31 protein-coding genes and 1 pseudogene are annotated in these 25,610 nt (G+C 71.6%); 13 read left to right on the top strand and 19 right to left on the bottom strand.

Annotation, left to right across the window (positions count from 1 at the left end; genetic code table 11):
• Positions 1-7: 7 nt before the first annotated feature.
• The 10 genes and pseudogenes from AB0J88_RS07035 to AB0J88_RS06990 form a co-directional block, all read right to left on the bottom strand.
• The gene (locus AB0J88_RS07035) at positions 8-163 is read right to left on the bottom strand and encodes a hypothetical protein (protein ID WP_364356102.1); all 156 of its coding nucleotides are present in this window, start codon (positions 161-163) and stop codon (positions 8-10) included.
• A 236-nt stretch (positions 164-399) separates the two neighbouring features.
• Positions 400-650: pseudogene (locus AB0J88_RS07030) on the bottom strand (alcohol dehydrogenase catalytic domain-containing protein); the annotation flags it as partial.
• 369 nt (positions 651-1,019) lie between these two features.
• Positions 1,020-1,274: a hypothetical protein gene (locus tag AB0J88_RS07025; RefSeq protein WP_364356105.1), complete on the bottom strand. Its 255-nt coding sequence runs from the start codon at positions 1,272-1,274 to the stop codon at positions 1,020-1,022.
• A 120-nt stretch (positions 1,275-1,394) separates the two neighbouring features.
• Positions 1,395-2,663 (bottom strand): ArgE/DapE family deacylase, encoded by a 1,269-nt coding sequence (locus tag AB0J88_RS07020; RefSeq protein WP_364356108.1) that lies wholly within the window; start codon positions 2,661-2,663, stop codon positions 1,395-1,397.
• Positions 2,664-2,803: 140 nt separating this feature from the next.
• A complete protein-coding gene (locus AB0J88_RS07015; protein ID WP_364356111.1) occupies positions 2,804-3,778 on the bottom strand; it encodes an SDR family NAD(P)-dependent oxidoreductase in 975 nt (324 codons plus the stop codon).
• Positions 3,779-3,898: 120 nt separating this feature from the next.
• Entirely contained in the window at positions 3,899-4,102 is a 204-nt protein-coding gene (locus AB0J88_RS07010) for a ribonuclease (RefSeq protein ID WP_364356114.1), read from the bottom strand.
• On the bottom strand, positions 4,099-4,728 hold the full coding sequence (locus AB0J88_RS07005) for a phosphodiesterase (RefSeq protein ID WP_364356117.1): 630 nt from the start codon (positions 4,726-4,728) through the stop codon (positions 4,099-4,101). Before AB0J88_RS07005 ends, AB0J88_RS07010 begins: the two co-directional genes overlap by 4 nt.
• 62 nt (positions 4,729-4,790) lie before the next feature.
• Entirely contained in the window at positions 4,791-5,441 is a 651-nt protein-coding gene (locus AB0J88_RS07000) for a DUF3618 domain-containing protein (protein WP_364356120.1), read from the bottom strand.
• Positions 5,438-5,848, bottom strand: coding sequence for a phage holin family protein (locus AB0J88_RS06995; protein ID WP_364356123.1), 411 nt, complete (start codon positions 5,846-5,848; stop codon positions 5,438-5,440). Before AB0J88_RS06995 ends, AB0J88_RS07000 begins: the two co-directional genes overlap by 4 nt.
• Positions 5,845-6,516, bottom strand: coding sequence for a hypothetical protein (locus tag AB0J88_RS06990; protein WP_364356125.1), 672 nt, complete (start codon positions 6,514-6,516; stop codon positions 5,845-5,847). The genes AB0J88_RS06995 and AB0J88_RS06990 overlap by 4 nt, the downstream gene beginning before the upstream one ends.
• Before the next feature lie 690 nt (positions 6,517-7,206).
• Between AB0J88_RS06990 and AB0J88_RS06985 the strand changes: the two genes are divergently transcribed.
• Both AB0J88_RS06985 and AB0J88_RS06980 read left to right on the top strand, forming a co-directional pair.
• Positions 7,207-7,572, top strand: a complete 366-nt coding sequence (locus AB0J88_RS06985; protein WP_364356127.1) for an ATP-binding protein — start codon at positions 7,207-7,209, stop codon at positions 7,570-7,572.
• Between the two features lie 56 nt (positions 7,573-7,628).
• Entirely contained in the window at positions 7,629-8,471 is an 843-nt protein-coding gene (locus AB0J88_RS06980; RefSeq protein ID WP_364356130.1) for an SDR family NAD(P)-dependent oxidoreductase, read from the top strand.
• Here the strand turns inward: AB0J88_RS06980 and AB0J88_RS06975 are convergent.
• Entirely contained in the window at positions 8,468-9,652 is a 1,185-nt protein-coding gene (locus AB0J88_RS06975) for a zinc-dependent alcohol dehydrogenase (RefSeq protein ID WP_364356133.1), read from the bottom strand. The genes AB0J88_RS06980 and AB0J88_RS06975 overlap by 4 nt on opposite strands.
• 118 nt (positions 9,653-9,770) lie before the next feature.
• On the opposite strand from AB0J88_RS06975, the gene AB0J88_RS06970 reads away from it, so the two are divergent.
• Together AB0J88_RS06970 and AB0J88_RS06965 are read left to right on the top strand one after the other, a co-directional pair.
• The gene (locus AB0J88_RS06970) at positions 9,771-10,856 is read left to right on the top strand and encodes an NAD-dependent epimerase/dehydratase family protein (protein ID WP_364356136.1); all 1,086 of its coding nucleotides are present in this window, start codon (positions 9,771-9,773) and stop codon (positions 10,854-10,856) included.
• A 100-nt stretch (positions 10,857-10,956) separates the two neighbouring features.
• The gene (locus AB0J88_RS06965) at positions 10,957-12,078 is read left to right on the top strand and encodes a sigma-70 family RNA polymerase sigma factor (RefSeq protein WP_364356139.1); all 1,122 of its coding nucleotides are present in this window, start codon (positions 10,957-10,959) and stop codon (positions 12,076-12,078) included.
• 2 nt (positions 12,079-12,080) lie between these two features.
• Here the strand turns inward: AB0J88_RS06965 and AB0J88_RS06960 are convergent, their stop codons facing one another.
• The 3 genes from AB0J88_RS06960 to AB0J88_RS06950 all read right to left on the bottom strand — a co-directional run bounded on the left by AB0J88_RS06960 (position 12,081) and on the right by AB0J88_RS06950 (position 13,732).
• Positions 12,081-13,097 (bottom strand): DNA topoisomerase IB, encoded by a 1,017-nt coding sequence (locus AB0J88_RS06960; RefSeq protein WP_364356142.1) that lies wholly within the window; start codon positions 13,095-13,097, stop codon positions 12,081-12,083.
• A 37-nt stretch (positions 13,098-13,134) separates the two neighbouring features.
• Entirely contained in the window at positions 13,135-13,416 is a 282-nt protein-coding gene (locus tag AB0J88_RS06955) for a hypothetical protein (RefSeq protein WP_364356145.1), read from the bottom strand.
• Positions 13,417-13,501: 85 nt separating this feature from the next.
• Positions 13,502-13,732, bottom strand: coding sequence for an SDR family NAD(P)-dependent oxidoreductase (locus AB0J88_RS06950; RefSeq protein ID WP_364356148.1), 231 nt, complete (start codon positions 13,730-13,732; stop codon positions 13,502-13,504).
• A 143-nt stretch (positions 13,733-13,875) separates the two neighbouring features.
• Here AB0J88_RS06950 and AB0J88_RS06945 point away from each other — a divergent pair, with 143 nt between their 5' ends.
• From AB0J88_RS06945 to AB0J88_RS06935, 3 genes are all read left to right on the top strand, one after another.
• On the top strand, positions 13,876-14,076 hold the full coding sequence (locus tag AB0J88_RS06945) for a hypothetical protein (RefSeq protein WP_364356151.1): 201 nt from the start codon (positions 13,876-13,878) through the stop codon (positions 14,074-14,076).
• A gap of 20 nt (positions 14,077-14,096) precedes the next feature.
• Positions 14,097-15,275 (top strand): sigma-70 family RNA polymerase sigma factor, encoded by a 1,179-nt coding sequence (locus tag AB0J88_RS06940; RefSeq protein ID WP_364356154.1) that lies wholly within the window; start codon positions 14,097-14,099, stop codon positions 15,273-15,275.
• 127 nt (positions 15,276-15,402) lie between these two features.
• Positions 15,403-17,664: a catalase gene (locus AB0J88_RS06935; protein WP_364356157.1), complete on the top strand. Its 2,262-nt coding sequence runs from the start codon at positions 15,403-15,405 to the stop codon at positions 17,662-17,664.
• Between the two features lie 88 nt (positions 17,665-17,752).
• Here AB0J88_RS06935 and AB0J88_RS06930 read toward each other — a convergent pair whose 3' ends face one another.
• Both AB0J88_RS06930 and AB0J88_RS06925 read right to left on the bottom strand, forming a co-directional pair.
• Positions 17,753-18,427, bottom strand: a complete 675-nt coding sequence (locus tag AB0J88_RS06930) for a DUF6766 family protein (protein ID WP_364356160.1) — start codon at positions 18,425-18,427, stop codon at positions 17,753-17,755.
• An 81-nt stretch (positions 18,428-18,508) separates the two neighbouring features.
• Positions 18,509-18,913, bottom strand: a complete 405-nt coding sequence (locus AB0J88_RS06925) for a hypothetical protein (RefSeq protein ID WP_364356162.1) — start codon at positions 18,911-18,913, stop codon at positions 18,509-18,511.
• Between the two features lie 177 nt (positions 18,914-19,090).
• On the opposite strand from AB0J88_RS06925, the gene AB0J88_RS06920 reads away from it, so the two are divergent.
• The 3 genes from AB0J88_RS06920 to AB0J88_RS06910 are packed head-to-tail and all read left to right on the top strand — an operon-like array spanning position 19,091 to position 22,129.
• Positions 19,091-19,360, top strand: a complete 270-nt coding sequence (locus tag AB0J88_RS06920; RefSeq protein ID WP_364356165.1) for a hypothetical protein — start codon at positions 19,091-19,093, stop codon at positions 19,358-19,360.
• Positions 19,357-21,672 (top strand): molybdopterin oxidoreductase family protein, encoded by a 2,316-nt coding sequence (locus AB0J88_RS06915; protein WP_364356168.1) that lies wholly within the window; start codon positions 19,357-19,359, stop codon positions 21,670-21,672. Before AB0J88_RS06920 ends, AB0J88_RS06915 begins: the two co-directional genes overlap by 4 nt.
• A gap of 1 nt (position 21,673) precedes the next feature.
• Positions 21,674-22,129, top strand: a complete 456-nt coding sequence (locus AB0J88_RS06910) for a hypothetical protein (protein WP_364356171.1) — start codon at positions 21,674-21,676, stop codon at positions 22,127-22,129.
• Between the two features lie 24 nt (positions 22,130-22,153).
• Here the strand turns inward: AB0J88_RS06910 and AB0J88_RS06905 are convergent, their stop codons facing one another.
• On the bottom strand, positions 22,154-22,648 hold the full coding sequence (locus AB0J88_RS06905; RefSeq protein WP_364356174.1) for a hemerythrin domain-containing protein: 495 nt from the start codon (positions 22,646-22,648) through the stop codon (positions 22,154-22,156).
• Positions 22,649-22,853: 205 nt separating this feature from the next.
• Between AB0J88_RS06905 and AB0J88_RS06900 the strand changes: the two genes are divergently transcribed.
• Positions 22,854-23,297, top strand: coding sequence for a hypothetical protein (locus AB0J88_RS06900; RefSeq protein WP_364356177.1), 444 nt, complete (start codon positions 22,854-22,856; stop codon positions 23,295-23,297).
• Between the two features lie 95 nt (positions 23,298-23,392).
• Positions 23,393-23,722 (top strand): hypothetical protein, encoded by a 330-nt coding sequence (locus AB0J88_RS06895; protein WP_364356180.1) that lies wholly within the window; start codon positions 23,393-23,395, stop codon positions 23,720-23,722.
• 180 nt (positions 23,723-23,902) lie between these two features.
• Here AB0J88_RS06895 and AB0J88_RS06890 read toward each other — a convergent pair whose 3' ends face one another.
• The gene (locus AB0J88_RS06890; protein ID WP_364356183.1) at positions 23,903-24,181 is read right to left on the bottom strand and encodes a sigma factor-like helix-turn-helix DNA-binding protein; all 279 of its coding nucleotides are present in this window, start codon (positions 24,179-24,181) and stop codon (positions 23,903-23,905) included.
• Between the two features lie 62 nt (positions 24,182-24,243).
• On the opposite strand from AB0J88_RS06890, the gene AB0J88_RS06885 reads away from it, so the two are divergent.
• Positions 24,244-25,230: an aldo/keto reductase gene (locus tag AB0J88_RS06885; RefSeq protein WP_364356186.1), complete on the top strand. Its 987-nt coding sequence runs from the start codon at positions 24,244-24,246 to the stop codon at positions 25,228-25,230.
• Between the two features lies 1 nt (position 25,231).
• On the opposite strand, the gene AB0J88_RS06880 is transcribed toward AB0J88_RS06885, so the two are convergent.
• Positions 25,232-25,591: a hypothetical protein gene (locus AB0J88_RS06880; RefSeq protein WP_364356189.1), complete on the bottom strand. Its 360-nt coding sequence runs from the start codon at positions 25,589-25,591 to the stop codon at positions 25,232-25,234.
• Positions 25,592-25,610: the final 19 nt, after the last annotated feature.

Below are 25,610 nucleotides of genomic sequence, written 5' to 3'. Positions count from 1 at the left end.
TCTCCTTCTAATGCTGTGACACGCGCCGCCGCTGTTGGGGAGCGACCGAGCTCGGCGCGTCCGGGTGGGCGTCCGGGTCGACGCCGATGCCCAGCCGGTCGACCAGCTCGGCACCCAGCCACGCGGCGCCGCCGGCGACGAGCACCGCGACCAGCTCGAGCACCAAGACGCCGCCGCCGCTGGCGTGATCGCCAGCACCTGGATCCGCGCCTGCATGGTCCGCCTCCGAGCCAGCCATCGACGATGATGACGCGCGGATACCCCCGCTCGGCTCGGTCAAACGACACAGGTGGGCAGCAGGACCGATCGCAGGCAGCCGTCCTTCTTGTGTTCGAAGAGGTCGTAGCCGGTGACGCCGTCGGCCAGCGGCATCGGGTGGGTGGCGAGGTAGCCCGGGTCGACCACGACCCGGTCACCGACTCCCACCTTCGAGACACCGGAGCCGACCTCGACGACCTCACCCATGAACTCGTGTCCGAAGATGTCGCCCTCGCGCATCGCGGGCAGGTATCCGTTGATCAGATGGAGGTCCGAGCCGCAGACGCTGCTCGCCCGGACCCGCACGATCGCGTCGTCGCCGCGACGATCCGCGGCTCGGGCACGTCGCGGACGGCCAGCTTGCCCACGCCCTCCCAACACAGCGCCTTCATGGCCGGCCTCCGGCGGCCAGGGCCGCACTGCATCCGGCGGGTGAGCCGTTCGGCGGCCGGCCCGCGTGCGGCCGGATCGTCCATGGTGGACACCCGCCCGCGCCGGTCGTCGAACGCCTCCAGCCGCACCGACCCGTCGAGACGATGCCGAGCCGCTCCTCGTCCCCGAACAGGTCGCGCACGCGGTCCGGCGCGCAGTCCACCGTCACCGCCCGGGCGGTGACGTTCCTGCCGTCCACCCGCGTCGGCGTGAACCGTCGCCGGCTGCGGCGCCGCACCAGGGCGGCGACGGGCAGGCAACCACCGCACCCACCACCGCCGTGACCGCGAGCCATTGCCGTCCGCGCATCACGGTCTCCTCCGACCCGGTCAGTCCGTCGGCTCCTGCTCAGTGGCTGTCGGGGACGCGAGCCGGTCCTTCGCGCTCTCCACCCCGTCCTGGGCGCCGGTCGGGTCGACCACGCCGTCATAGGTGAAGACGGTCTTGTCACCTTCGCGGCGCATCGTGGGGATGTAGCGGTGCATCATCCCGTCGATCTCCAACTCGATCAGACCGGCGCCTTCGGCGTTGAACTCGGTGCCGTCGCGGGGTCCGCCTTGCAACAGGGCGTCACTGGTCGTCATGACGGCGCGGTACCCCGCGCCCGCCGCACCAAACCGCGCCTCAAACGGCCGCCTCACCTACAAATAACTACTATCCACACAAAGGGGATGGAGCGATACGTGCTGGCGCCGAAACGCGCCTCATAGGGTGCCGACCGTACGCAGGGTGGCCAGCACCAGGGCCCGGGCGACGGTGCTGACCTCGCTCACGAGGACCTGCTCGCGCGGGCCGTGCGCCAGGCGTACGTCGCCCGGGCCGTACTGCAGCGTGGGGATCCCCGCCGCCGAATAGAGGCGCAGGTCGCTCCCGTACGGAGCACCTCGCTCGGCGGGCCGCGGGCCGCCGGTGACATCGGCGTGCGCGGCGCCGACCAGGGCCGCGAGCGGGTGCCCGGCCGGCAGCCGTCCGCTCGCGAACTGGCCGCCGGACCAGGTCACCGTGGCGGGGTGCGCGCGCAGCCAGGGATCGCCGGCGCAGGCCTCCGCCACACACGCCTCGAGCTCGCCGCGGGCGCCCGCCGGGTCCTCGCCGAGCCGCACACCCAGCCGTCCCTCCGCCACCAGCAGGTCAGGCACGCTGCTGGCCCAGTCGCCGGCCCGGAGGGTGCCGACGGACAACGGATAGGGGATGGCGTACCCGGACATGATCGGGTCGGCGTCCGCGTTCCGGCGGGTTTCGAGCCGGGCCAGAGCCCGGTGGATCGGCAGGTACGCGTCGATCGCGCTGACTCCGGCGTACCGCGTGCTGCCGTGGGTGGCCTGGCCCGGCACCTCGATGCGAAACGTCAGGGCACCGGCGTTGGCGGTCATGATCGCACCGCTGGTCGGCTCCGTGATGATGCAGGCATCACCGGTGTGACCGCGCTGAAGGGTCCCGAACGCACCCAGCCCGCCGTCCTCCTCACCGACGACGAAGTGCACGGACACCTGACCGCGCAGTCGGGTGCCTGCCTTCCGGATGGCGGCGAGCGCGGCGAGGATCGCCACCACGCCGGCCTTCATGTCGCACGCTCCGCGGCCGTGCACGGCGTCCCCTTCGACGCGGGGCCGGAACGGGTCACCCGCCCACTGGGCCAGGTCCCCGGGCGGGACGACGTCGACATGCCCCTGCAGGATCAGCGTCGGCCCGTCGCCCCCGTCTCTCGTGCCGCCCACCAGACCCCACGCCTCGGTGCGTGGCGCCTCGAGGCCTGGAAAGTCGGGGTGCGCCCGCACCTCGGGCAGATCCATCGACCAGAGATCGACGTCGAGCTCCAGCGCGTCGAGCTGGCGCGCCAGGGTGTGCTGGAGCTCCGACTCGGCGTCGGTCCCGGTCACGCTCGGCACCGCGAGCAGGTCCAACAAGGTCCGCCCGATGGCGGCGTCGTCGACCGCGGCGAGCGCGGACGCCTCCACGTCGTTCGCTGTCATGCGGTTGCTCCCACCGGGCGACACCAGGACAGCCGGAGACTATGTCGCGACGCCGCCGCGGACAATCGCCGCCCGGTGCCACTGGAGCACCAGGCGCAGGCACGTCCGTGCCCGGGCGCCGCCGCCCGGTTCACGCCGTCCTAACCGAGCGGACGCCTCGACGGCCGGAGCCGCGGCCGTGCCGCTTGCGCCGTTCCCAGCCACTCCCCCAGCCGGCTGCGTACGCGGCCTCGGCGGTGTCCACCGTGGATCGCTCCGGTCCGCGGTGGATCGAACAGCGCCCCCGCGGTGGGCCGGGCCGGCGCGGACTTCGTCAGCGTCCTCGCGGTCCATTGGGCGACCACGAACTCCGCCGCCCGCGGCGCGATTCGGTGGGCGGCCAACCCCAGGTGTGAGAGCACCCCGGTGGTCGCTTGCCGGCGCGGCCGCCGGGCGCGCGCGACGATCGTGGCAGCGACCCGCTCAGGGGCGTACGCCGGCGGAATCGCCCGGAGCTCGCGGCCCAGGTGGTTGGCGGCCCGGCCGAAGAACGGAGTGTCGACCGTCCCAGGCAGCACCAGGCACACCCGTACGCCCGGCTGGCCCATGACAGCCTGCCGCAGGTTGAGCGCCAACCCTCTGACGGCGTACTTCGACATGGAGTAGAGCGGGATCAGCGGGCTCGGGAACAGCGACAGCAGCGAACCGACGATCACCAGGACGCCGCTGCCCTGGCGCTGGAACGTGGCGATGGCGGCACGGGCGCACAGGACGGTGCCGAAGACGTTGGTGTCCACCAGTCGGCGGATCTCCTCCACCGACTCTGAGCCCAGTGGTCCCGCGATGCCGACCGCGGCCGCCTCCACCCACACGTCGATCCGCCCGAACCGCTGCACCGCCTGGCCGGCCAAGCGATCGACCGCGTCGGGATCGGCGATATCGGTCGGCACGACCAGCGCCCGGCCACCGCGTCGGCGGCAATCCGACGCCACCTCCGACAGCGCTTCCTCGCTGCGCGACGCGAGCACCACGGAGGCGCCCTCGGCGGCGAACGCCAGAGCCGTCGCGCGGCCGACTCCGCTGGACGGCCCGGTGATCACCACCACCGCGTCCTGGAACGATGTGCGCTTCGACATCACGTCAGAGGAGCAGGTTCAGCAGCACGGTCAGCACGATCGACCCCACGACGGAGATCGCGATCATCACCAGGCAGCCGATTCCGCCGCCGAGCGGCCGGATCTCCGTGTTTCCCAGTCTCATTCGTCCCTCGTATCCGTCGACGGAATCTTCGGACCCACCTCGCCCCGCTCGAGGTGTTCCCGGTTCCGGTCGGCCTCGCTGTCCGCGTGCTCGACCGCGGTGCTCGGGTCCGTGGTCTGGCGTCCTTCGGCGTCCTGGAAGACCGCTCCACGCTCGAGTGCGGCCTCGTCCTGGCGCCCCTGCTCCGGTGTCGTCGTCATCGGGTCGAGGTACCCGGCTCGGCGGCGAACAAACGGCCCCGGCGGCTCTCCCGGTACGCGACGGCGCGCACCCGCCATAACAGACCGTCGGCGACGACGCCCGGGACCGCGGTCATGAGGGGGTCGAACGCGAGCCGCCGGTCGTGCTCCGCCGGCAGCGGTGCGCCGAGAACGATCCGCCCGGCGACGCGCCAACGGCCCAGCCTGGTGGCCGTGCACACCCGAAACCCGCCCGGACCGTCCGGGAGCACCGCCAGGAGGCGACGTCCGCGCCGCGTGGGGTAGCCGGCGATCGAGGTGTACGTCGAAGCCAGGCTCCGCCTCGGGAGCGGGATGCTCCGGGCGATCGGCGCCGCCCCCACGGTGGTGGACACCAGCAGGTCCAGGTCGACGCCGGCCCCGCCGCCGTCCGGCACGCGCACGGCGACGCCGAGGACGTCGGGCCAGCCGCGGGGCAGACCGGCTCCGCGGGACAGGCGGACCACCGCCGGATGGACGCCCGGCCGGTCGAGGAGCGGGATCCCCGATCGGCTGTCGCCGAAACAGGTCAGGGTCGCCTGGAAGGTACGACCTACCTTGTGGACCGCGCGACCGCCCCGGACGCGCGCCAGCGCGCGAAAGATCATCGTCCCCCCGTCGGTCGGTGGCGGCCGCCGCGCCCGGGAGGGGTCGCGGCGGCCGCCGTGCTCTAGCTGCGGATCTCGTCGCGTGCCTCGCCCGCCCGCGTCTTCACGTCGTCGGCGGCCGAGCGGCTCTCCTGCTTGACCGTGGCGGTCGCCTCCTGCGCCGTGGAGCGCACGGAGTCGACGGCCTCGCGGGCCGGGTCCTGGAGGTTGTCCTTGGCCTCCCGCGCGAGGTCCTTGGCCTCCGCCTTGAGCGTGTCGGCGTGGTCGGCCACCTTCTCCTTCACGGCGGCGGCGGCCCGCTGCTCCTTCTCCGACGCCGGCAGCAGCGAAGACACGAGCCAACCGAGGCCGAACGCAATCACGCCGGCGGCCAGCGGGTTGCCTTCGGTGCGGCGACGAATCGCGTCCGGTGCCTCCTGCACGGCGTCGGCCACGGAGGAGGCCGCCGAAGAGGCGCCGTCCGCGACGGTCGATGCCGCCGAGGAGGCCTTGTCGCCGACGGTGGACGCGGCGTTGCCGCCCCGGTCGGCGACGTCGTGTGCCGTGCCCATGACGGTGTCGCGGGCGTTGCGGAAGACGTTCCCGACGCGGCGTTTGCGGTCGTTGACCATGCGCCGTGGGCTCGCCTTGTAGGCCAGCGCGTCGACGTCCTCGCTCAGGTTGGAGCGGGTCATTTCGATCTCGCGCCGGATCTGGTCCGGGTCGGTGCTCATCGGATGCCTCCTGTGTCGGGCTTGAGGGCGGGAGGGATGTCCTTGACGGTTTCGGTGGTGCGGGGCATGCCGCGGACGGCACGCATCTGGTTGCGTGCCACGACGTACAGGGCGGCCGCGGCCACGGCCCAGAGCACCGCGACGATCAACGCGGCCCAGCCCTGGTCCATGACATTGGACAGGCCCCACCACAGCGCGATGGACAGGAACAGCAGCACCATGTAGCCGGCGAGGCCGGCACCGCCGAACATGCCGGCGGCCTTGCCTGCCTTCTTGCCTTCCTCGCGAAGCTCGGCCTTGGCGAGCTCGACCTCTTGACGTACCAATGTGGACAGGTCGTGGGTGACCTCGCTCATGAGGTCACCGAACGAACGGTCGGCGGGGGTGCCGGGTTCGGTCGTGGTCATGGCCGCGTTCCCGTGTCCCACGGGCCGCCCTGCTCGACCGGCATCGTCGGGGCGACAGCCGGGTCGACGGTCGAACCCGCGTAGACCGTGCTGGACGGCTCGAAAGGCGGCTGGGAGGGAGTGAGCCGGCCGTTGCCGGCGGCGCCCGCGCCCTGGTCGGAGTCGCGGGCGTCGGCGACGACGCCGCGGGTCAGCCGGCCGGCCAGCACGCCGAGGATCGCCGCCCCGGCCAGGAAGGCGCCGGGCCGCCGACGGGCGAACCGCTTGACCTCGTCGACGACCTGCCCGGGCTCGCGCGCCTCGATCCAGTCGGCGACGTCCGCGATCCGGCCGGAAGCCTGGCGTGCCAGGTCACTGGCCGGGCCGGACTGGCCTCCCTGCTCCGCCATGGAACGGATCTCGTCGCTGATCGAGCGGATGCCGCCCGCCGCACGCTTCTGCTGCGCGCTGGCCTGGTCGCGCAGCTGGGTGCGGGTGGTGCCGTACAGGTCGCGGGCCTGTCGGGCCGTCTCGTGGGCGACCTGCCGGCCCTGGTCCTTGGCGGTCTGCGCTACGTCGCCGCCGGCAGCGACGGCCGTACGACTGACCTCTTTGGCTTCTGTCTTGGCCTTGTCCGTAGTCGACTCCTGGCCGTCGGACGGCGACCAGGAGGTGGCGGTGTCCGTCATCGGGGGGAACCCTTCTCATATGGAGCACCCTCGTGCAGAGTGCCGATGACGGGTCGGTACCCGGACAGCGCCAATACATGCGCGTTGACAATTATCCTTCGGCTGACGAAACCGCCCGCTTGACGATGCGTTCAGCGGGTAGTCCTGCGGAATGGACGCGACCCTCACCTTCGTCGGCAACGCGACCACGGTCCTGCGCCTCGGCGACTGCCCAAGGACGTCTCGATCGTCACCACCCCGCAGGCGACCAGGAAGCTGCGCAGATGGCGGTTCACCGAGGTACAGGGACTGCCGACCTGGCGCACGCATACCCGCGAGCGCGGTGGCCAGCGGCTGCGCGTCACGGCCGTGCCCGGTCGGCACGGACCCGGGGTCATGGACCGCCTCCTGCCGGACGTGATGGGCTCGGTGATCGAGCTGGACGTCGACGGTGAGAACCGGCTGCGGCTCTACGTCACCGGCGACACCCTGTTGCGCCCGATGCTTCAGCTCACGGTCGTGGTTTGCCGCCGCTCAGGGCGGGCACCGACGTGGCATGCGCATGAGGGACGACACGGGCTACGACGAACGGCACCTCCGCCTCGCGGGTGCGGTGCCCGATTTCGTCCGGGCCACCCTGTTCGGGTTGACCGTCGTCCCGTGGCCCGGCTCCGGATGACCCCGATGAGTGCGAAACCACCAGAGCATGCCGTGAGCGTGTTCCTTCCGCCGCTGGCCGGCACCGCACACGAGGCCCGCGCCGTCGCCACCGACGCCTGCCTGCGCTGGCATGTCGAGCACCTGGTCGGGCCGGCCTGCCTCGTCGCCTCCGAGCTCGTCACCAATGCCGTCCAGCACGCCGAGACCACCATGACCATGCGCCTGTCGCTGGTCGGCGACCATCTGCTGGTCGAGGTCGAGGACGGGTGTGTCCGTCCGCCGATGCTCAGGCCGCTGCCGGCGCCCACCGACCCGGCGCCCGGCCGCGGCCTGGTCCTCGTCGCACGCACCGCGGCCCGGTCGGGTTGGGTGCCGACACCCGACGGCAAGATCGTGTGGGCCACCCTGCGCCGATGATCACAGCAGACTGCGTCGCTTCGCGTAACTTCGGCGCGGGCGGGTAGGCGGACACCATGGCAGCGACGGCCCCTGAGTCCCGCAGGGTGGTAGTGACGGGAGCGTCCAGCGGGATCGGCCGGGCCACCGCCCTCGCCTTCGCCCGGCGCGGTGACCACCTGGTCCTGGCCGCCCGGTCACCGGCGGCGCTGGAGACGATCGCCACCGAGTGCCGGGCTCTTGGCGCCCGGGTGCGGGAGGTGCCGGTCGACGTCAACGACGCCGCCGCCCTGACCGCACTGGCCGACACCGGCGATCGGATCGACGTCTGGGTGCACACCGCGGCCGTGATGGCCTACGGACGGTTCGAGGAGGTGCCTGCGAACGTCTTCGAGCAGGTGGTGCGGACCGACCTGCTCGGTGCGGCCACGGTCGCCCGGGAGGCGCTGTCCCGTTTCCGCGCGCAGGGATCGGGGGTGCTGATCCTCGGCGGGTCGGTGCTCGGGTTCGTAGCCGCGCCCTACATGAGCGCGTACGTCGCCAGCAAGTGGGGGTTGCGTGGCCTGGTGCGGGTGCTGCGGCAGGAGACCCGCGACGCGCCGGACATCCACGTCTGCATGGTCGACCCCGGCAGCGTCGACACTCCGATCTTCCGGACGGCCGCGAACTACACCGGCTGGATCGGCCGGCCCCCACCGCCGGTCGATCGGCCGGAGAAGGTCGCGGCCGCGATCCTGAAGCTGGCTCGGCGGCCGCGGTCGGTGCGGTCGGTCGGGCTGACCAACCGCTTCATGCGGTTCGGTTTCGTCGTGACACCGGCCCTGTACGACGGGCTGGTCGGTCCGCTGATGCGCCGGCTCGGCCTGACCCGCGAGCCGGTGAAGGCCAACACGGGAAGCGTCTTCGCACCGACGGACTAAGGCGTGAGCACGACCTTGATGCAGCCGTCCTGCTTCTCCTTGAAGATGTCGTAGCCGTGCGGCGCCTCCGCGAGCGGCAGCCGGTGGGTGACCAGGTCGCCGGTGCCCAGCGGGTCGCCGTCGCCCGTGAGGGCCGGCATGATCTCGTCGACCCAGCGCTTCACGTGCGCCTGCCCCATCCGCAGGGTGACGCCCTTGTCGAAGAGGTCCATCATCGGCATGGGGTTCGCCTGTCCACCGTAGACGCCGATGATCGATACGGTGCCGCCGCGGCGGACGCTGTCGAACGCCGTGTGCAACGCGGCCAGCCGGTCGACGCCGGCTTTCTCGACCGCGGCCCGGGCAATCTTGTCCGGCAGCAGACCGGCGGCCCGCTGGGCGGCGTGCTGCAACGGCGAGCCGTGCGCCTCCATCCCCACCGCGTCGATGACGCCGTCGGCGCCGCGGCCGTTGGTCAGCGTCATGATCGCTTCGGGTACGTCGTCGACCTCGCGGGTGTCGATCACCTCGATGCCGTGCCGGCGGGCCATCTCGATCCGTTCGGGAACGTTGTCGACCGCGATCACCCGCTCGGCGCCGAGGAAGCGCGCCACCCGGGCGCACATCTGGCCGATCGGGCCGAGCCCGATGACGGCGCAGGTGCCGCCCGGTGGGATGTCGGCGTACTTGACGGCCTGCCACGAGGTCGGCAGCACGTCGGACAGGAACAGGAACCGCTCGTCGGGTAGGCCCTCGGGCACCTTGATCGGGCCGAAGGTCGCCTGGGGCACCCGCAGATACTCCGCCTGCGCACCCGGCACGTGACCGTAGAGCTTCGTGTAGCCGAACAGCGCAGCGCCCTTGCCCTGGTCCCGGACCTGGGTCGTCTCGCACTGGGCATACAGGCCGTTGGTGCACATCCAGCAGTGTCCGCAGGAGATGTTGAACGGCACCACCACGCGGTCGCCCGGGCGGATGTGGGTGACCTCGGGCCCGACCTCTTCGACGATGCCCATCGGCTCGTGCCCGAGCACGTCACCAGGATCCAGATACATCCCGAGTACGTCGTACAGGTGCAGGTCCGATCCGCAGATCGCGGTCGACGTCAGTTTGACGATGGCGTCGCTCGGCTCCTCGATCCGCGGGTCCGGGACGTCCTCGACCGACACCTTGGTCGTGCCCTGCCAGGTCAACGCCTTCACGAGTCCTGCCTCCGATCACCCGGGCCGCCGCATGCGTCCCGTGGTGTGCGTGTGCCCGGGTTGCGACCGACCAAACACCCGGCGGCATCTTTCCAGGGGTCGCGGGTAACAGTCCGGCATGAAGGTCGTGGTGGTAGGCGCGTCCGGAAACGTCGGCTCGGCGGTCCTGTCGAGGCTCGCGCGGGAGTCGTCGGTCAGCGAGATCGTCGGTGTGGCCCGGCGGGTGCCGTCCCCCGGCGCGGGCGCGCCCTACGACGGCGTCGACTGGCGGTCGATCGACGTGGACGGACCCGGCGTGGTCGGCGCCCTGACCAACGCGGTCCGCGGTGCCACGGCGGTGATCCATCTGGCGTGGCAGATCCAGCCGAGCCACGACCAGGCCCGGCTGCGGCGCACCAACGTGCAGGGCGCGGCGAACACCGCCGAGGCCGTGGTCCGCGCGGGCGTCGGGACCCTGGTGGTGGCCTCGTCCGTCGGCGCCTACGCACCCGGCCCGAAGGACCGGCACGTCGACGAGTCCTGGCCGACGACGGGCGTCCGGTGGTCGACCTACAGCCGCGACAAGGTGCATGTGGAGCGGCTGCTCGACGAGGTGGAACGGCGCGAGCCCGGCCTGCGGGTGATCCGCATGCGACCGGCGCTGACCTTCCAACGGGCCGCCGCCTCGGAGATCGCCCGCCTGTTCATCGGACCGCTCGCGCCGCTGAGCCTGCTGGGCAAGGGCCGGCTGCCGGTGGTGCCCGGCGGTCCCCGCCTGCGGGTGCAGGGCGTGCACGCCACCGACGTCGCCGACGCGTACGTCCGGGCCGTGCTGGCCGGCGCGCCGGGTGCGTTCAACGTCGCCGCCGACCCGGTCCTCGACGGTCCCGCCGTGGCCGCCCGCTATCACGGCCGGGTCGTTCCGGTGCCCGTGCCGCTGCTGCGCGCCGCCGCGGGCGTGACCTGGACGGCGCGCCTCCAGCCGGTCGAGCCGGGCTGGATCGACCTCGCCGCCGGCGTACCGCTGCTGTCCTCGGCCCGCGCGACCGCGGAGCTCGGCTGGACGCCCACCGTGGACGCCCTCGACGCGCTCGACGAGCTGTTCGTCGGGATGGCCGACCGGGCCGGAGCGCCCACCGCGCCGCTGCGCGAACGCCTGCCTGCTCCGGCGAGGCTGGCCGCTCTTCTGTCAGGCCGCCTGCCCGGCCACGGCGATCCCTACTGATCCCGACCGCGGTCGATCGGGGCCCGCCGTGCGGTTCCCCGCCCCGGCCTCTACTGTGCGAAGTAGTTGTCGCGGGGTAAGTATTGCGAGGGGATGTCACATGCCGGCTTCACGTACTCGGCCCGACTCGGACCTGTCACTCGACGAGGCCGCCTCGCGTTACGCCACCACCCGCACGGAGCCCGGCGCCCGTGACGCGTTCGTCCTGGCGGCGATGCCGTTCGCCGACCGGCTGGCCAGCCGCTACCGCGGTCGCGGCGTCCCGCTCGACGACCTGCGTCAGGTCGCCCGGCTGGCCCTGATCAAGGCCGTCAACCAGCTCGACCCCGAACGCGGCTCCTTCACCGCCTACGCCGTCACGACCGTGCGCGGCGAGCTGCGCCGGCACTTCCGGAACACCGCCTGGGACCTGCGGGTGCCCCGGCCGCTGCAGGAGCTGACGGTGGACGCGTGGAAGGCGGTCGACGACCTCACCGGCGACCTGTCGCGCGCCCCCACCCGTGCGGAGCTGGCCGCCCAGCTGGGTGTCGGCGAACGCGACGTCGACCGGGCCCTGCAGGCGAGCAACGCGTACACGGCGGCGTCCCTCGACGCTCCGGCCCACGACCAGAGCGGTCGCGACGGCGACGGTCCCGCACTCGGCGGACTGCTGGGCGCGCCGGACGCCGACCTGGAAAGCGTCGACGACCGCCTCACCGTGCGCCGGCTGCTGGCCCAGCTCCCGGCCCGCGAGCAGCAGATCCTCGCACTGCGCTTCTACGGCAACCGCAGCCAGACCGAGATCGCGCAGGCCACCGGCATGTCGCAGATGCACGTCTCGCGCCTGCTGTCGCGGTCCCTGACCTGGTTGCGCGAGGCCATGCTGAGCGAGGTCCCACCGGTCTGGCCCGGTGCCGACAACGATGCCGAGCCTGAGACCCTGATTCACGGCGTGACCAGCCGAGCCGGCGTCGCCGTGGTCGCCTTGCGCGGCGAGATCGATGCCGACAACGCGGGACAGCTGCGCGAGAAGCTGGGTTTCTACTGCCGCCACGCACCCGCCGGCGTCCAGGTGCATCTCGGGCGCGTGCCGTTCGTGGACGCCGCGGCCGCCGCCGCGCTCGCCGGCTCCTACGCCATCGCCCAGCGCCGCGGCGTGACCTTCGAGCTGTGCGCCGCCTCCGCCACCGTCTCCCGCAGCCTCCGCGCCGCGGGTCTGGGCCGCCTGCTGCGCCTCGGCTGAGCTCAGCTCAGCAGGTCGAGCACGGCCGCGTCGACGCGGTCGCGGACCCGTCGGTCGTCCAGGTCCGGTTCGGCACCGTCCAGGGCCGGCGCGATCGTGGTGCCGTCGACGAACAGGTCGACGACCCGGGGGTCGACGTAGGAGGTGCGGGCGACCGTCGGGGTGTTGCCCAGGTAGTCGGCCACCTCGCGGATCGCCGCCGGCACAGCCCGCCGGCGGGCTCTACGGGAGCGGTCGGCGGGAGCTCGCAACTCGTCGACGGCCAGGCTGACCGCCGCCAGCACGGTGCCGTTCCAGGTGCGGAAGTCCTTGGCCGTGATCTCGATGCCCGCGACGTCCCGCAGGTAGGCGTTGATGTCGGCGCCGCGCACGTCGACCCAGGTGCGCCCGCGCCGGTAGGCGAGCAGTTCCGGCTGGTCGTCGGGGCGGGCGAGCAGGGAACGCACGACCGCGCGCACGTCGTCGTCACGCACGTCGAGGGAACGTTCCTGACCGCCCTTGGCCGGATAGCGGAAGCGGACCACACCGTCGGTCAGCCGCACGTGCTCCCGGCGGACCGTCGCCAGGCCGAAGCTGGCGTCGTCGCCGTTGGCGTACTCCTCGCCGCCGATCCGGAAACAGCCCACGTCGAGCAGGCGCACCGCGGCGGCGAGCACCCGGTCCCGGGTGGCGCCGCGGCCGGCGAGGTGCTTGTCGACCGTCGCCCGGATGTCGGGCAGCTGCGCTCCGACCTCGAGCATGTGGTCGAACTTCGCCGCGTCCCGCTGCACGCGCCAGGCGTCGTGATAGCGGTACTGCCGTCGCCCGGCCGCGTCGGTCCCCGTCGCCTGGACATGGCCGCGCGCGTCGGTGCAGATCCACACGTCCTGCCAGGCCGGCGGGATCACCAGCGCCCGGATCCGGTCGAGCTCGGTGGGATCCGTGACGGGTCGGCCGTCCGGGCACTGGTAGCTGAAGCCGCGGCCGCGGCGACGTCGCCGGTATCCGGGGGCGCTGGTGTCGCTTCGTCGCAACCGCACGGGTGGTAAATACCCGGCGGTCGACTATCCACACAGGTCAGTCGGCTGAACCTGGCTCGGCCATCTTCCGGTGCATCTCGGCCTTCACCTTGTCCGGGACGACCTTGCCGGCCACCGCCTGCACCTTGTTCACGAACGAGCCGGCGACCACATGCTCGTCACCCTTCATCAGCGCTTCGAAGCCCTGCGCGGCGACCTTGGCCGGGTCGTCCTTCTTGCCCGCGCCGACCTTCGTGTCGTTCATCTCGGCCCGGGGGCCGGCACCGCGCTCGCGCATGTCGGGGAGCACCCGCTTGGCCAGGTGCACGGTGGAGCGCACGTTGACGTCGACGATGTTCAGCTCGTCGTCCAGGGCCGTGTCGGTGGCGAAGCCGCCGCCGGCCCCACCGCATCGACGGGGCGGTCTATGGCAGCGTAGAGCCGCTCGACGCCGTCGGCGGTGGCCAGGTCCGTCCGACCGTCGTGACCGGGACCGTTCCGCGACGCAGCGCCGCTCCGGCTTGTTCGATTCCGGCGTCCTCCGCGGTCACCAACAGGTCGAAGCCGTGGGTGGCGAACTGGCGAGCCAACTCGTAGCCGATGCCGCTCGACGCGCCGGTGACGACGGCGAAAGGTCGTTCGGTAGGCACAGTCATGATGAAGCCTCCAGAGTCGGTGAGTTCAGGGCGTCATGCCCTGGATCGACCGCACTAACCCAGCCCCGCGTTTCATGACACCCGGATCGGGAACATAACGGAGGAGTCGGACATATTACTCGACAACCAGGGGGTTATCGGTCATGACCGACAAGCCAGGGAAGCACCTCGAAGAGGAGCCGCAGGAAAAGCGTGGGGCCAAGGGCTCCCGTGACGCCGGGACCGGCAAGCCGTCCGGCGACAAGTCGGGCCGGCCCGCGGGCACATCCGACGAGCACACCGACACCTCCGTTCTGCCCCAGGGTTCGCAGGACCCGGACGCACCGGACCTTCGGCGCGGGTAGGTAACGACGGGAGGCATCGCATGACGGTGCGCCGAGCGAACGCGACCGACCCGCCGCTCGACGAGCTGGCGCGCCGCTATGCGCAGGCGAAGATCTCCGGCCAGGACGTCGAAGCGCGGCGTTCCCAACTCTGGCGGCAGGCACTGCCGATGGCCGACCGGATGGCACGATGGTTCGACCACCGCGGTGAACCGATCGAGGACCTGCGACAGGTCGCCAGGCTGGGAATGGTCAAGGCCGTCAATGGGCTGGTGGCCGAACGGGGATCCTTCACCGGATACGCCGCCAGCACCGTGCGCGGCGAGCTACGCCGTTACTTCCGCGACGTGTCCTGGGACATCCACGTGCCGCGCGGCGTCCAGGAGCTGGCCCTGGAGCTGTTCAAGGCGATCGACGACCTGACCGGCGAACTGGCGCGGTCGCCGACGCGCGGCGAGCTGGCGGATCGGCTCGAGGTGCCGCCGGACGAGCTCGAGCTCGCGTTGCGGGCCCGGCAGGCCTACCGGGCACGGTCGCTGAACCGCCCGGCGGGACTCGGCGGCGAGGAGCGGACCGAAGAAGTCGGCGACCTGATCGGCGCACCCGACCACGATCTCGAACAGGTCGACGACCTGCAGACCGTCCGTGAGCTGATCACCCAGCTGCCCGCCCGGGAGCGGCAGATCCTCGCGCTGCGGTTCTTCGGCAACCAGAGCCAGGCGCAGATCGCACGGAAGATGGGCATCTCCCAGATGCACGTGTCCCGGCTGCTGGCACGCACGCTGGAGTGGTTGCGGTCCGGTCTGCTGACCGACGCCGTGCGGCCGTACCCGAGCGGGACCGACGAGACACCACACCAGCGCACCCTCGCGCTCGCCCTGAGCCACCAGGACGGTGTGACGCGGCTCGCGGTGCGTGGCGAGGTGGACCATGACAACGTCGACGAGCTGCGGCCCACGCTGCTGTCGTGCTGCCGCAACGCCCAAGGGGGCGTGACCGTCGACCTGCGAGACGTGCCCTTCGTCGACGCGGGCGCGATCAGCGTGTTCGCCGAGGCCTACCGCGTCGCCTGGCACCGCGGCATCCCGCTGCGACTGGTCAACCCGGGCCGCACGGTGGCCTCGTCGCTGGCGATCGCCGGGTTGAACCGGGTGGTCCTGCGCGAAGAGGGCGTGCCGCCTCCGCGGCCCGCGCGGCGGCGCCCACCTCGCTCACGGTGACCGCCGCGAGCCGGACATCGACGCCGTCCACCAGACACCCCGCGTGCCCCCTGGCGCCCGTTTACCCGCCCAGAACGGGGGTAGCCCGCTCCGGTCGAGCAAAGCGCAAACAAAGGGGCTCAATCTGATGGAAGCGCGCAAACCCGCCGAGGCCGTCAAGTCTGTCGTGGAGGCTGCGGCGGCCAAGGTCGCCGAAGCGCTCACCGACAAGGTGCCGGGCGCGCCGAGCAGCGCACCGCCGCCGGTCGACGAGCCCACCGAGCCGCACGATCCGTTGCCACCCAAGCACGAGCACGGCACGCCCGAGAACCGCACCCCGACCGGGGTCGACAACGGTGGCCCGCCCACGAGGAACGCGCAGCACGGCGCGTTCCTGACCACCTCGCAGGGCGCGCGCCTGCGCGACACCGACCATTCCCTGAAGGCCGGGCCGCGCGGGCCGATCCTGATGCAGGACCACCACTTCCGCGAGAAGATCACGCACTTCGACCACGAGCGGATCCCCGAGCGGGTCGTGCACGCCCGGGGCGCCGGCGCGCACGGCGTCTTCACCGGCTACGGAGGCGCCGCCAACGTGACCCGGGCCGGTTTCCTGGCCGAGGGCATCCAGACGCCGGTGTTCGTGCGGTTCTCCACCGTGCTCGGCTCGCGGGGCTCGGCCGACACCGTCCGCGACACCCGGGGCTTCGCCACGAAGTTCTACACCGACGAGGGCACGTTCGACCTGGTCGGCAACAACATCCCGGTCTTCTTCATCCAGGACGCGATCAAGTTCCCCGACATCATCCATGCCGGCAAACCGCATCCGGACCGGGAGATCCCGCAGGCGCAGAGCGCGCACGACACCTTCTGGGACTTCGTCTCCCTGCACACCGAGGCGCAGCACCACACGATCTGGAACATGTCGGACCGGGGCATCCCCCGCTCGTACCGGACGATGGAGGGCTTCGGTGTCCACACGTTCCGGCTGGTCAACGAGGCCGGCGAGACGACGCTGGCCAAGTTCCACTGGAAGCCCAAGCTCGGTGTGCACTCGCTGACCTGGGAAGAGGCGCAGATCGCCGGTGGCGTCGACCCGGACTTCCACCGCCGCGACCTCTACGACGCGATCGAGGCCGGCGCCTTCCCGGAATGGGAGCTCGGGCTGCAGCTGTTCCCGGACACCCCGGACGAGACCTTCGCCGGGATCGACCTGCTCGACCCGACCAAGCTGGTGCCGGAAGAGCTCGCGGAGGTGCAGCCGGTGGGCCGGCTGGTGCTCAACCGGGTGCCGAGCGACTTCTTCGCGGAGACCGAGCAGGTGGCGTTCCACCTGGGCCACCTGCCGCCCGGCATCGACGTGACCAACGACCCGCTGCTGCAGGGTCGGCTCTTCTCCTACCTGGACACGCAGCTCACCCGGCTGGCCGGGCCGAACTTCTCGCAGATCCCGATCAACCGGCCGCACGCGCCGGTCAACGACATGCTCCGCGACGGCTTCCACCAGCAGGCCGTGCACTCCGGCGTGGCGCCCTACCGGCCGAACTCGCTCGACGGAGGCAACCCGTTCCCGGCCGGCGAGGACGACAACGCCTTCGTCGACGTGCCGGTGACCGTCGCCGAGGCACCCAAGGTGCGCGCCAACCCGGTGTCGTTCGACGACCACTACAGCCAGGTCCGGCTGTTCTGGCAGAGCATGTCGCCGGTGGAGAAGGAACACATCATCCGCGCGTACGCGTTCGAGCTCGGCAAGTGCTACGAGCAGGCGATCAAGGAACGGCAGCTGCGGTGCCTGGCCAACGTCGACCCCGTGCTGTGCGCCGAGGTCGCCACCGCGCTGGGCCTGCCGGTGCCGGACCCGACCGTGCCGCTGGCGACGGTGGAGCCCAGCCCGGCGCTGTCCCAGGTGGGCAAGCAGTGGCCGCCGGACGGGCGGATCATCGGCATCATGGTCGACTCCGAGGCGGACCTCGGGGCCGTCGCCCTCGTACGCCGGGAGGTGTTCGCCGCCGGCATGGTGCCGCTGGTGATCGCGCCGCACGGCGGCATGGTGGGTGACCTGCCGGTCCAGCGCACGTTCGCGACCGCCCGCTCGGTCGAGTTCGACGCCCTGCTGCTGGCCACGGCGCCGCCACCCGCACCGGACGCCGTGCCGGCCCGCGACGACAAGGCCGGCGCTCCGGGGCCGACCCTCGTCGATCCGCGGGTCCGGCTCCTGGTCGACGAAAGCTGGCGACACGCCAAGGCGATCGGCGCATGGGACCGGGGCCGCGAGGTCCTCGACCTGGCCGGCGTCACCGGCACCGCCGGCGTCGTCACCACCGAGTCCGGGGCCGAGACCCGCACGGCGGTGTCCACGTTGCTCGCGAACCACCGGGTCTGGGAACGATTCCCTGCGGCAGTCGCCTGACCCGCACCACCCCTGGTCACGGCCGGGGCGGCACCGTCGCCGCCCCGGCCGTCCTCACTTCCGGGCCGGCTGACCGCCGACCAGCGACTCAGCCCTCGACGCCCGTCGTCGTGTGCGCCGAGCCGACCGGCTTGGACTCCGGGGATCCACGCTGACGCAGGTAGATGCTCAGCACCGCCATCGAGGCGACGGCCAGCAGTTCGGACTGCCAGTTCTGGAGCGTGCGGTTCCAGAAGTCCGGCTGGATCAGGTAGCCGCCCCACGAGACGGTGTCCTGGAGCTTGCTCAGCTGCTCCTCGTTGAACGCGGCCACGCCGGCGATGGACTGCGCCACCCACGAGCCGAGGAAAATCGTACCCATCACCAGGCCGAGCGAGCTGGAGAAGATGGCCTGCCGCAAACCAGGGGCTCGCGCCCACTTCGGGGCGTCGGGGCCGGCGTGCTCTCCCACCTTCTGGTCCTCGTCGGACTCCTGGCCGGCCTGGTGCACGGGTTTGGACTCCGGCGATCCCTTCTGCACCAGCCAGACCGTCAGGAAGATGTAGAGGAAGAACTGGAGGTACTCCGACTGCCAGTTCTCCGCGACGTCGACCCCGAAGCTGGCCGACGTGACGTAGCGGCCGACCGAGATGGGCGGCAACCCCTCGGTGACCTGCTCCTGGTTGAACTGCGCGTGACCCGCGAACGCCTGGCCGACCAGCACGATCAGGAAGAGGATGCCGAAGGTCAGTCCGAGCGAGTTCTCCTTCAGGAAGCGCTTCACCGGTGCAGCACCCCCAGGACGATGATGTACGCCAGCCCGAGCGTCACGAACACGAGCAGCGTCGTGAACAGCACTCGCATCTCAGTCTCCCTGGACGGCGCAGTCGTACGGGCGGTCACCGCGCGGCTGGCAGCCGGCCGCGACGACCCGCCACTGGCCCGGGAAGACGGCGAGGAAGACCGTGTCGTTGTCCATCCGGACCTGCGCCCATTGCCCGTACACGTTCGTTGTCATGACCTTCCCCGGTCCTGGCAGGTCCTCGTCGAGGATCGCCTGGGCGCAGGGCGCGTCCGCCGACTTCTCGACGTCGGCGAGCGTCTCCGGAGCCAGCGTCGCGCAGGCGCCTTCGCCGTCCTTCCCGTCGACCGCCTCCAGGAACCGGACCGCCACAGCCGTCGCGGCGTCCTCACGACCGCCGGGACCGCCACACCCGGTGAGCACGACCGCCGAGACCACCATGCTGGCCAACCACCCGGTCCGCTTCATAAGTCCTAGTCTTCCCAATCGGCTCCGCACGCATGCGACGCCACGCACGCCGAACCGGCATTGCCCACCCGCACGTCGTTTCATGCCAACGACGCCAGGGCCACCGTCGGCCCACGGCTCCCACCAGCCCCTTGACCCCGCATGTGTTCAAGCCGGTCGAGCGGGTAAAGCGCACCTATGGCTACTACGAAGCAGACCAAGGCCGCCCGGTCCAACGTGCGCAAGGCCCAGGCCGGGGCGCGAGCCAAGAAGTCGATTTCGAAGATGCCGGCCGAGACCCGCACCGCGCTGGGCAAGCAGGGCGCCGCCGTCGCGGCGCGCAAGCGCACCGGCGGCAGCACCCCCAAGACGCGCGCCGAGCTCTACGAGCTGGCCAAGCGCCGTGACCTGCCCGGACGCTCCAAGATGGGCCGCGACGAGCTGGCCCGGAAGCTCGGCGAGAAGTGACCACCGACCGGATCGCCGATCCGTGGGGCGAGCGCACGCCCTACGGACCCGGTGCGGAGTGGCCCGAGCGGGTCGACGTCCACCTCGCCGACGGCCTGTCCGAGGCGGACGTCGACCGCTGGGCCCAGTCGGCGTCGCTGCTGCACTCCAACGGCGACGCCATGGACATCGCGGTGAAGGACGGCCGGATCGCCGGCGTACGGGGCCGCGCCGTCGACCGGGTCAACCGCGGGCGGCTCGGTCCGAAGGACCTCTACGGCTGGCAGGCGAACAACAGCGCGGACCGGCTGACCCGGCCGCTGGTCCGCGAGCGTGGCCGGCTGGTCGAGACCGACTGGGACACCGCGATGGGCCGGGTCGTCGACCGCTCCAAGGAACTGCTCGGCGGGCCGGGCGGCTGGGGCCGGTTCGGCTTCTACTCCTCCGGTCAGCTCTTCCTCGAGGAGTACTACGCGCTCGCCGTCATCGGCAAGGCGGGCATCGGCACGCCGCACATGGACGGCAACACCCGGCTGTGCACGGCGACCGCCGCCTCCTCGTTGAAGGCCACGTTCGGCACCGACGGGCAGCCCGGCTCGTACACCGACGTCGACCACTGCGACGCGATCGCCCTGTGGGGCCACAACGTCGCCGCCACGCAGACCATGCTCTGGAGCCGGATGCTCGACCGCCGCCGCGGCACCAGCCCGCCGGCGATGCTGGCCGTCGACCCGCGCGAGACGCCGGTGGCCCGCGAGGCCGACGTGCACCTCGCCATGCGCCCGGGCACCAACGTCGCACTGCTCAACGGCCTGCTGCGGGAGATCATCCACAAAGGATGGTACGACCAGTCGTACGTGGCCGCCCACACCCAGGGCTTCGAGGCCCTGACCCGGACCGTCGACGCGTACCCACTGGAGAAGGTGGCGGAGATCTGCGCCGTCGAGACCCGGGACCTGCACCGCGCCGCGGAGCTCCTCGGCGGCGCCGACCGGCTGCTCTCCACCGTCCTGCAGGGCTTCTACCAGTCCAACCAGGCCAGCGCCGCGGCGATCCAGGTCAACAACCTGCACCTGGTCCGCGCGATGATCGGCCATCCCGGCGCCGGCGTGCTGCAGATGAACGGGCAGCCGACCGCCCAGAACAACCGGGAGTGCGGCGCCGACGGGGACCTGCCCGGCTTCCGCAACTGGGCCAACCCGGAGCACGTCGGCCAGCTCGCCCGGCTCTGGAACGTCGACCAGCGGATCATCCCGACCTGGTCACCGCCGACCCACGCCATGCAGATCTTCCGGTACGCCGAGCAGGGCTCGCTCCAGTTCCTCTGGGTCAGCGCCACCAACCCGGCGGTCAGCCTGCCCGACCTGGCCCGGATCCGCCGGATCCTCTCCCAGGAAGCGCTGTTCCTCGTCGTGCAGGACCTGTTCCTGACCGAGACCGCCGAGTTCGCCGACGTGGTGCTGCCCGCGGCTACCTGGGGTGAGAAGACCGGGACGTTCACCAACGCCGACCGCACCGTGCACCTCTCGGACCAGGCCGTCGACCCGCCCGGCGAGGCCCGCGCGGACCTGGACATCTTCCTCGACTACGCCCGCCGGATGGACTTCCGCGATCGCGACGGCCGGCCGCTGCTGCCGTGGCGTACCCCCGAAGAGGTCTTCGACGCGTGGCGGGAGTGCTCCCGGGGCCGGCCGTGTGACTACTCCGGCCTCTCCTACGCGAAGCTGCGCGGTGGCAGCGGAGTCCAGTGGCCGTGCACCGACGCGGCACCGGACGGCACGGAGCGGCTCTACACCGACGGGACGTTCAACACCGACCCCGAGTACTGCGAGACGTACGGCCAGGACCTGGTGACCGGGGCCGAGCACACGGGCGACGAGTACCGGGCCAAGCAGCCGGGCGGGCGGGCGTTCCTGCATCCGGCGGAGTACCAGCCGTCGCCCGAGGTGCCGAGCGACGACTATCCGCTGCGACTCACGACCGGTCGGAGCGTCTACCACTTCCACACCCGGACCAAGACGGGGCGGGCGCCGGAGCTCAACGAGGCGGCGCCGGACGTCTGGGTCGAGCTGCACCCCTCGGACGCCGACGGCATCGCCGACGGTGATCGGGTGCGGATCGAGTCGCCGCGCGGCGCGGTCACGGCACCGGCGCGGCTCACCGGCGTACGCCCCGGCGTGGTGTTCATCCCGTTCCACTATGGATGGTGGGACACCGGTGGTGAGCCGGACGGGCGCGCGGCCAACGAGCTGACGATGACCGCCTGGGATCCGGTGTCGAAACAGCCGCTGTTCAAGACGGCGGCCGTACGCGTCACCCGGACGGAGGACTGAGATGCACGTGGCGCACTATCTCGGGCTGCTGCACCGGGCCGAGGGGAACCTCGCCGACGCGTACCGGCAGATGGCCGAGGCCCACGCGGACGAGGCCGACGTGTTCCACATCGCCGGGCGGCTCGCCGCGCAGTGCGACGGCCACGTGGAGCGGTTGGCGCCGTTCGTCTCGCGCTACTCGGAGGAGGCGCCGGCCGAGCCGGCGCGGTTGCACGCCGACCTGTTCGCCGGGACGCGCACCGGTGGGCTCGGCCTGCTGCGCGACCTGCACGACCTCTATCTCATGGCGTCCTACGCCGACATCACCTGGACCGTGCTCGGCCAGGCGGCCGCGGGACTGCGTGACGACGACCTCGCCGCGGTGGTCGGTGCCTGTGAGGGGCAGACGTCGGTGCAGCTGTCGTGGTTGCGTACCCGGATGAAGTCGGCGGCGCCCCAGGCGCTCGTGGTGGCCTGAGCGCCTGGGGCGGTCGTGGGTCGGTCATGCGGTCAGGGCGTCGATCGCCTTCTTCAACGCGCCCGGCTGGCTCGGCTTGCGCGGCGCCTTCTCCTTGAGCTCCAGCATCCGCGCGCCGATCTCCTGTAGCTTCGCGCGCCCGAGGCCGTCACGGACCTTCGGGAACCACTCCTGCTCCTCTTCCTCGATGTGGTGCGTGACGTTCTCGATCAGCACCGTCGTCTTGGCCTCGAAGCGCTCGTCGTCCGGCGACATCGAGGACAGCTCGATGCAGAGCACGTCGGCGACGTGATGCTCCTCGTAGGACTCCAGCACGTCGTCCTCGAGGTCCGGCAGGAGCTGGCGGGTCTCGGGATACATGCACTCGTTCTCGAGGTACGTGTGGACGGTCAGCTCTTCGATGATCTTCTCGACCACGGCACCGCGTTGCTTCGGTGTGTCGGCGTCCTGGAACGCCTTGAACAGCTTCTTGATCTCCTTGTGGTCTTCCTTGAGCAGCACGATCGCGTCGGTCGACATCGGTTCCTCTCTCTGGTCAGCTTGCTGGCGTGCCGAACGGGTGTTGCTGGAGCGCGGTCGCGACGGTCACCAGATTCGCGGCCATGGTGCGGCCGGTGCTGTCCGACCATTCGTGTCCGCGCTCGTCGTCGTCCTCGACCCGGGCCGGATGTCATACCCCGGGTCACACGGCGCAAACGGCGGTCCGCACTGCTAGAAAGGTCGCGTGCAGCCGGACAACGACGAGCGCGTCGCCGACGAGTACTTCGCCGCCTATGGTTTGCGCGTCGCCGCCGCTCAGCTCCCCGCGGTTCGCGACCTCCTCGTCCGCGAGACCCGGCGCGAGGCCGACGCGTACGCCGGACGAGGCGGTGCGGGCGGCAACACGGACCTGATGCGCATCTGCGCGGCCCAGCTCTGGCACGCGGGCGTCGTCGAGGACGTGCTGCTGATCGATCGCGCCCGCGCGACCAGCATGGACGCCACCGCGTCCCTGGACGGCCAGATGCTGCTCGGCGCAGGGGTGGCGCGGACGAAGGACTACCTCGCGGCATTGGGCACCGAAGAGGCTCGGCAGATCCTGGACTATGTGGCGCTGCTGGAGGACGACTACGACGCGGTGCGCTATGCCGCTGAACTCGACCGGTGGTACGGGAGTAGCGCCGGGTAGAGCCGCGCTGCCCGGCGCCCATCGCGATCCCCGGTGCGGCGGCGATCGTCCCGGTCGTCGTCGCGGTCGGGTTCCGTTTCGTCGCCTCGTCCGTGGTGGGCCTGGTTGGTGCGGCCCTCGTCGTCGCGGTCACCCGGCGGCGCAACGCCGTGCTCGGCGACGACGAAGGGCTGCTGATCCAGGCCCGCGGCGGGCTGCGGCGGTCCTACGCGTGGAGCGAGATCGACCGCATGGGCTGGGAGGACTCCGGCCCGTTCGGAAGCACGTTGCTGGTCTTTCCCCGAGGCGGCCCCTACGACGTGCCAGGACCCAACTCGTCGATCGGCGTCGGACGCATCTGGCGCCCGAGACGCCGGCACCTCACCCCGGACCCCCTGCCCGACCTGCTGCGACGTCACGGCATCAAGTCTCTTCTCGACCGCTGAGCACGCCACCTGACGCCCCTCGCGAGCACCGCCGGCGCGGTCGCGACCGCGGCAAGCACGGGCAGCCACCGGCCCGACGACGGCCTACGAGCTTTCGCCGCGGCCCGCAGACCCGCCGCGCCGATCTCCGGTACGGGCACCGCGTCGGCCAGCTCCCGTACCCCCCGGCGTACCCGGCTGTCAGCAGTCATCGAGGTGCTCCCTCTGTGCGGCGTACGCGCGGTGCAGCAGCGACTTGACCGTGCCCGGTCGACAGCCGAGCGTGTCGGCGATGTCCGCCTCGGACAGATCGAGGTAGTAGCGCAGGAAGACCGCCGCCCGGTGTCGCGGCCGCAGCCTCGCCAGCCCGTCGCGGACGGCGACCGCTTCCCGACCGATCGCCGCCGCCGCCTCCGGCAGCGATGCGACGAAAACCTCCTGGACGACATCCTCCGCGGCGGAAACACTGCCTGTAGTCACGACACCGTCACACCCCTCTGGCGCGCGACGGGTGCGGTTGGTTCCACACCGAAGGAGGCCACATGCACACTCGTACGCTCGGGCGGGGCTTGGAGGTTTCCGCACTCGGTCTCGGTTGCATGGGCATGAGCGAGGGCTACGGCCCGAATCCCGGCGATCGGAAGGACATGATCGGCGTCCTGCGCGGTGCGGTCGAGCACGGTGTCACCTTCTTCGAGACCGCCGAAGTCTATGGGCCTTACGTCAACGAGGAGCTGCTGGGCGAGGCCCTCGAACCGGTGCGCGACCAGGTCGTCATCGCCACCAAGTTCGGGTGGGACATCCAGGACGGCCAGGCCGTCGGCGTCGACAGCCGGCCCGAGCAGATCCGCCGGGTCGCCGAGGCCTCGCTTCGGCGGCTGCGCACCGAGCGGATCGACCTGTTCTATCAGCACCGGGTCGATCCCGCCGTGCCCATCGAAGACGTCGCCGGCACCGTCGCCGAGCTGGTGGCGGCGGGCAAGGTCGCCCACTTCGGACTGTCCGAAGCGGCCGCCGGCACGATCCGGCGCGCCCACGCCGTGCATCCGGTCGCCGCGTTGCAGAGCGAGTACTCGCTGTGGACCCGCGGCATCGAGTCCGAGATCCTGCCGACGCTCGACGAGCTCGGCATCGGCCTGGTGCCGTTCAGCCCGCTGGGCCGAGGCTTCCTCACCGGCGCGGTCGGCAGCACGACCGAGTTCGCCTCGGACGACATCCGCACGACGATCCCGCGCTTCAGCGCGGAGAACCGGGCCGCCAACGAGGCTCTCGTCGACCTGGTCAGGCGGGTGGCGGGCGCCCTGGACGCGACGCCGGCCCAGGTCGCCCTGGCCTGGCTGCTCGCCCGCCGCCCGTCACTGGTGCCGATCCCGGGCACGCGACGGCTGGAACGCCTCGACGAGAACATCGGCGCGACCCGGCTCGAGCTGCCAGCAGCCGACACAGCGGCCCTCGACGACGCCGCGACCCGCCTCGGCGTGGCCGGCGCGCGCTACAACGACGCGATGCAGAAGCTGACCAAGCTCTGAGTCAGCCGACGCGCCACTCACGATGACCGACGTGGACCGTAAGGCCGAGCCAGCCCTTCCGCTCGGCGGAGCGGTCCAGCTCCCGCCAGGCGGGAACCTCGGTCTGCTTCCCCGTGAGCAGGTCGTCGACCACCGCTTCCGGGGTCACCTTCGCCAACCGGGCCATCGCTTCGAGGTGGCACAGGAGCCTGTTGCCCGCCGGCAAGCCCAGCGCGCGCTCGGCGACGACGAACGGCTCGATCGCGTCCCAGACGCTGATGATCCTGGTGTGGAGCACGGCGAGCACGTGCCGACGCTCGACGATCCCGAGCAGCACGAATACGACCAGCGCCGCGACGCCCAGCACCTCGCCCACCTTCACACGCCCATCGTGAAGGACC

Origin of the sequence: Asanoa sp. NPDC049475, assembly GCF_040676915.1 — a bacterium.
In the GTDB taxonomy this organism is placed as follows: Bacteria; Actinomycetota; Actinomycetes; order Mycobacteriales; family Micromonosporaceae; genus Asanoa.
This window is presented reverse-complemented; position numbering and strand designations above follow the sequence as displayed.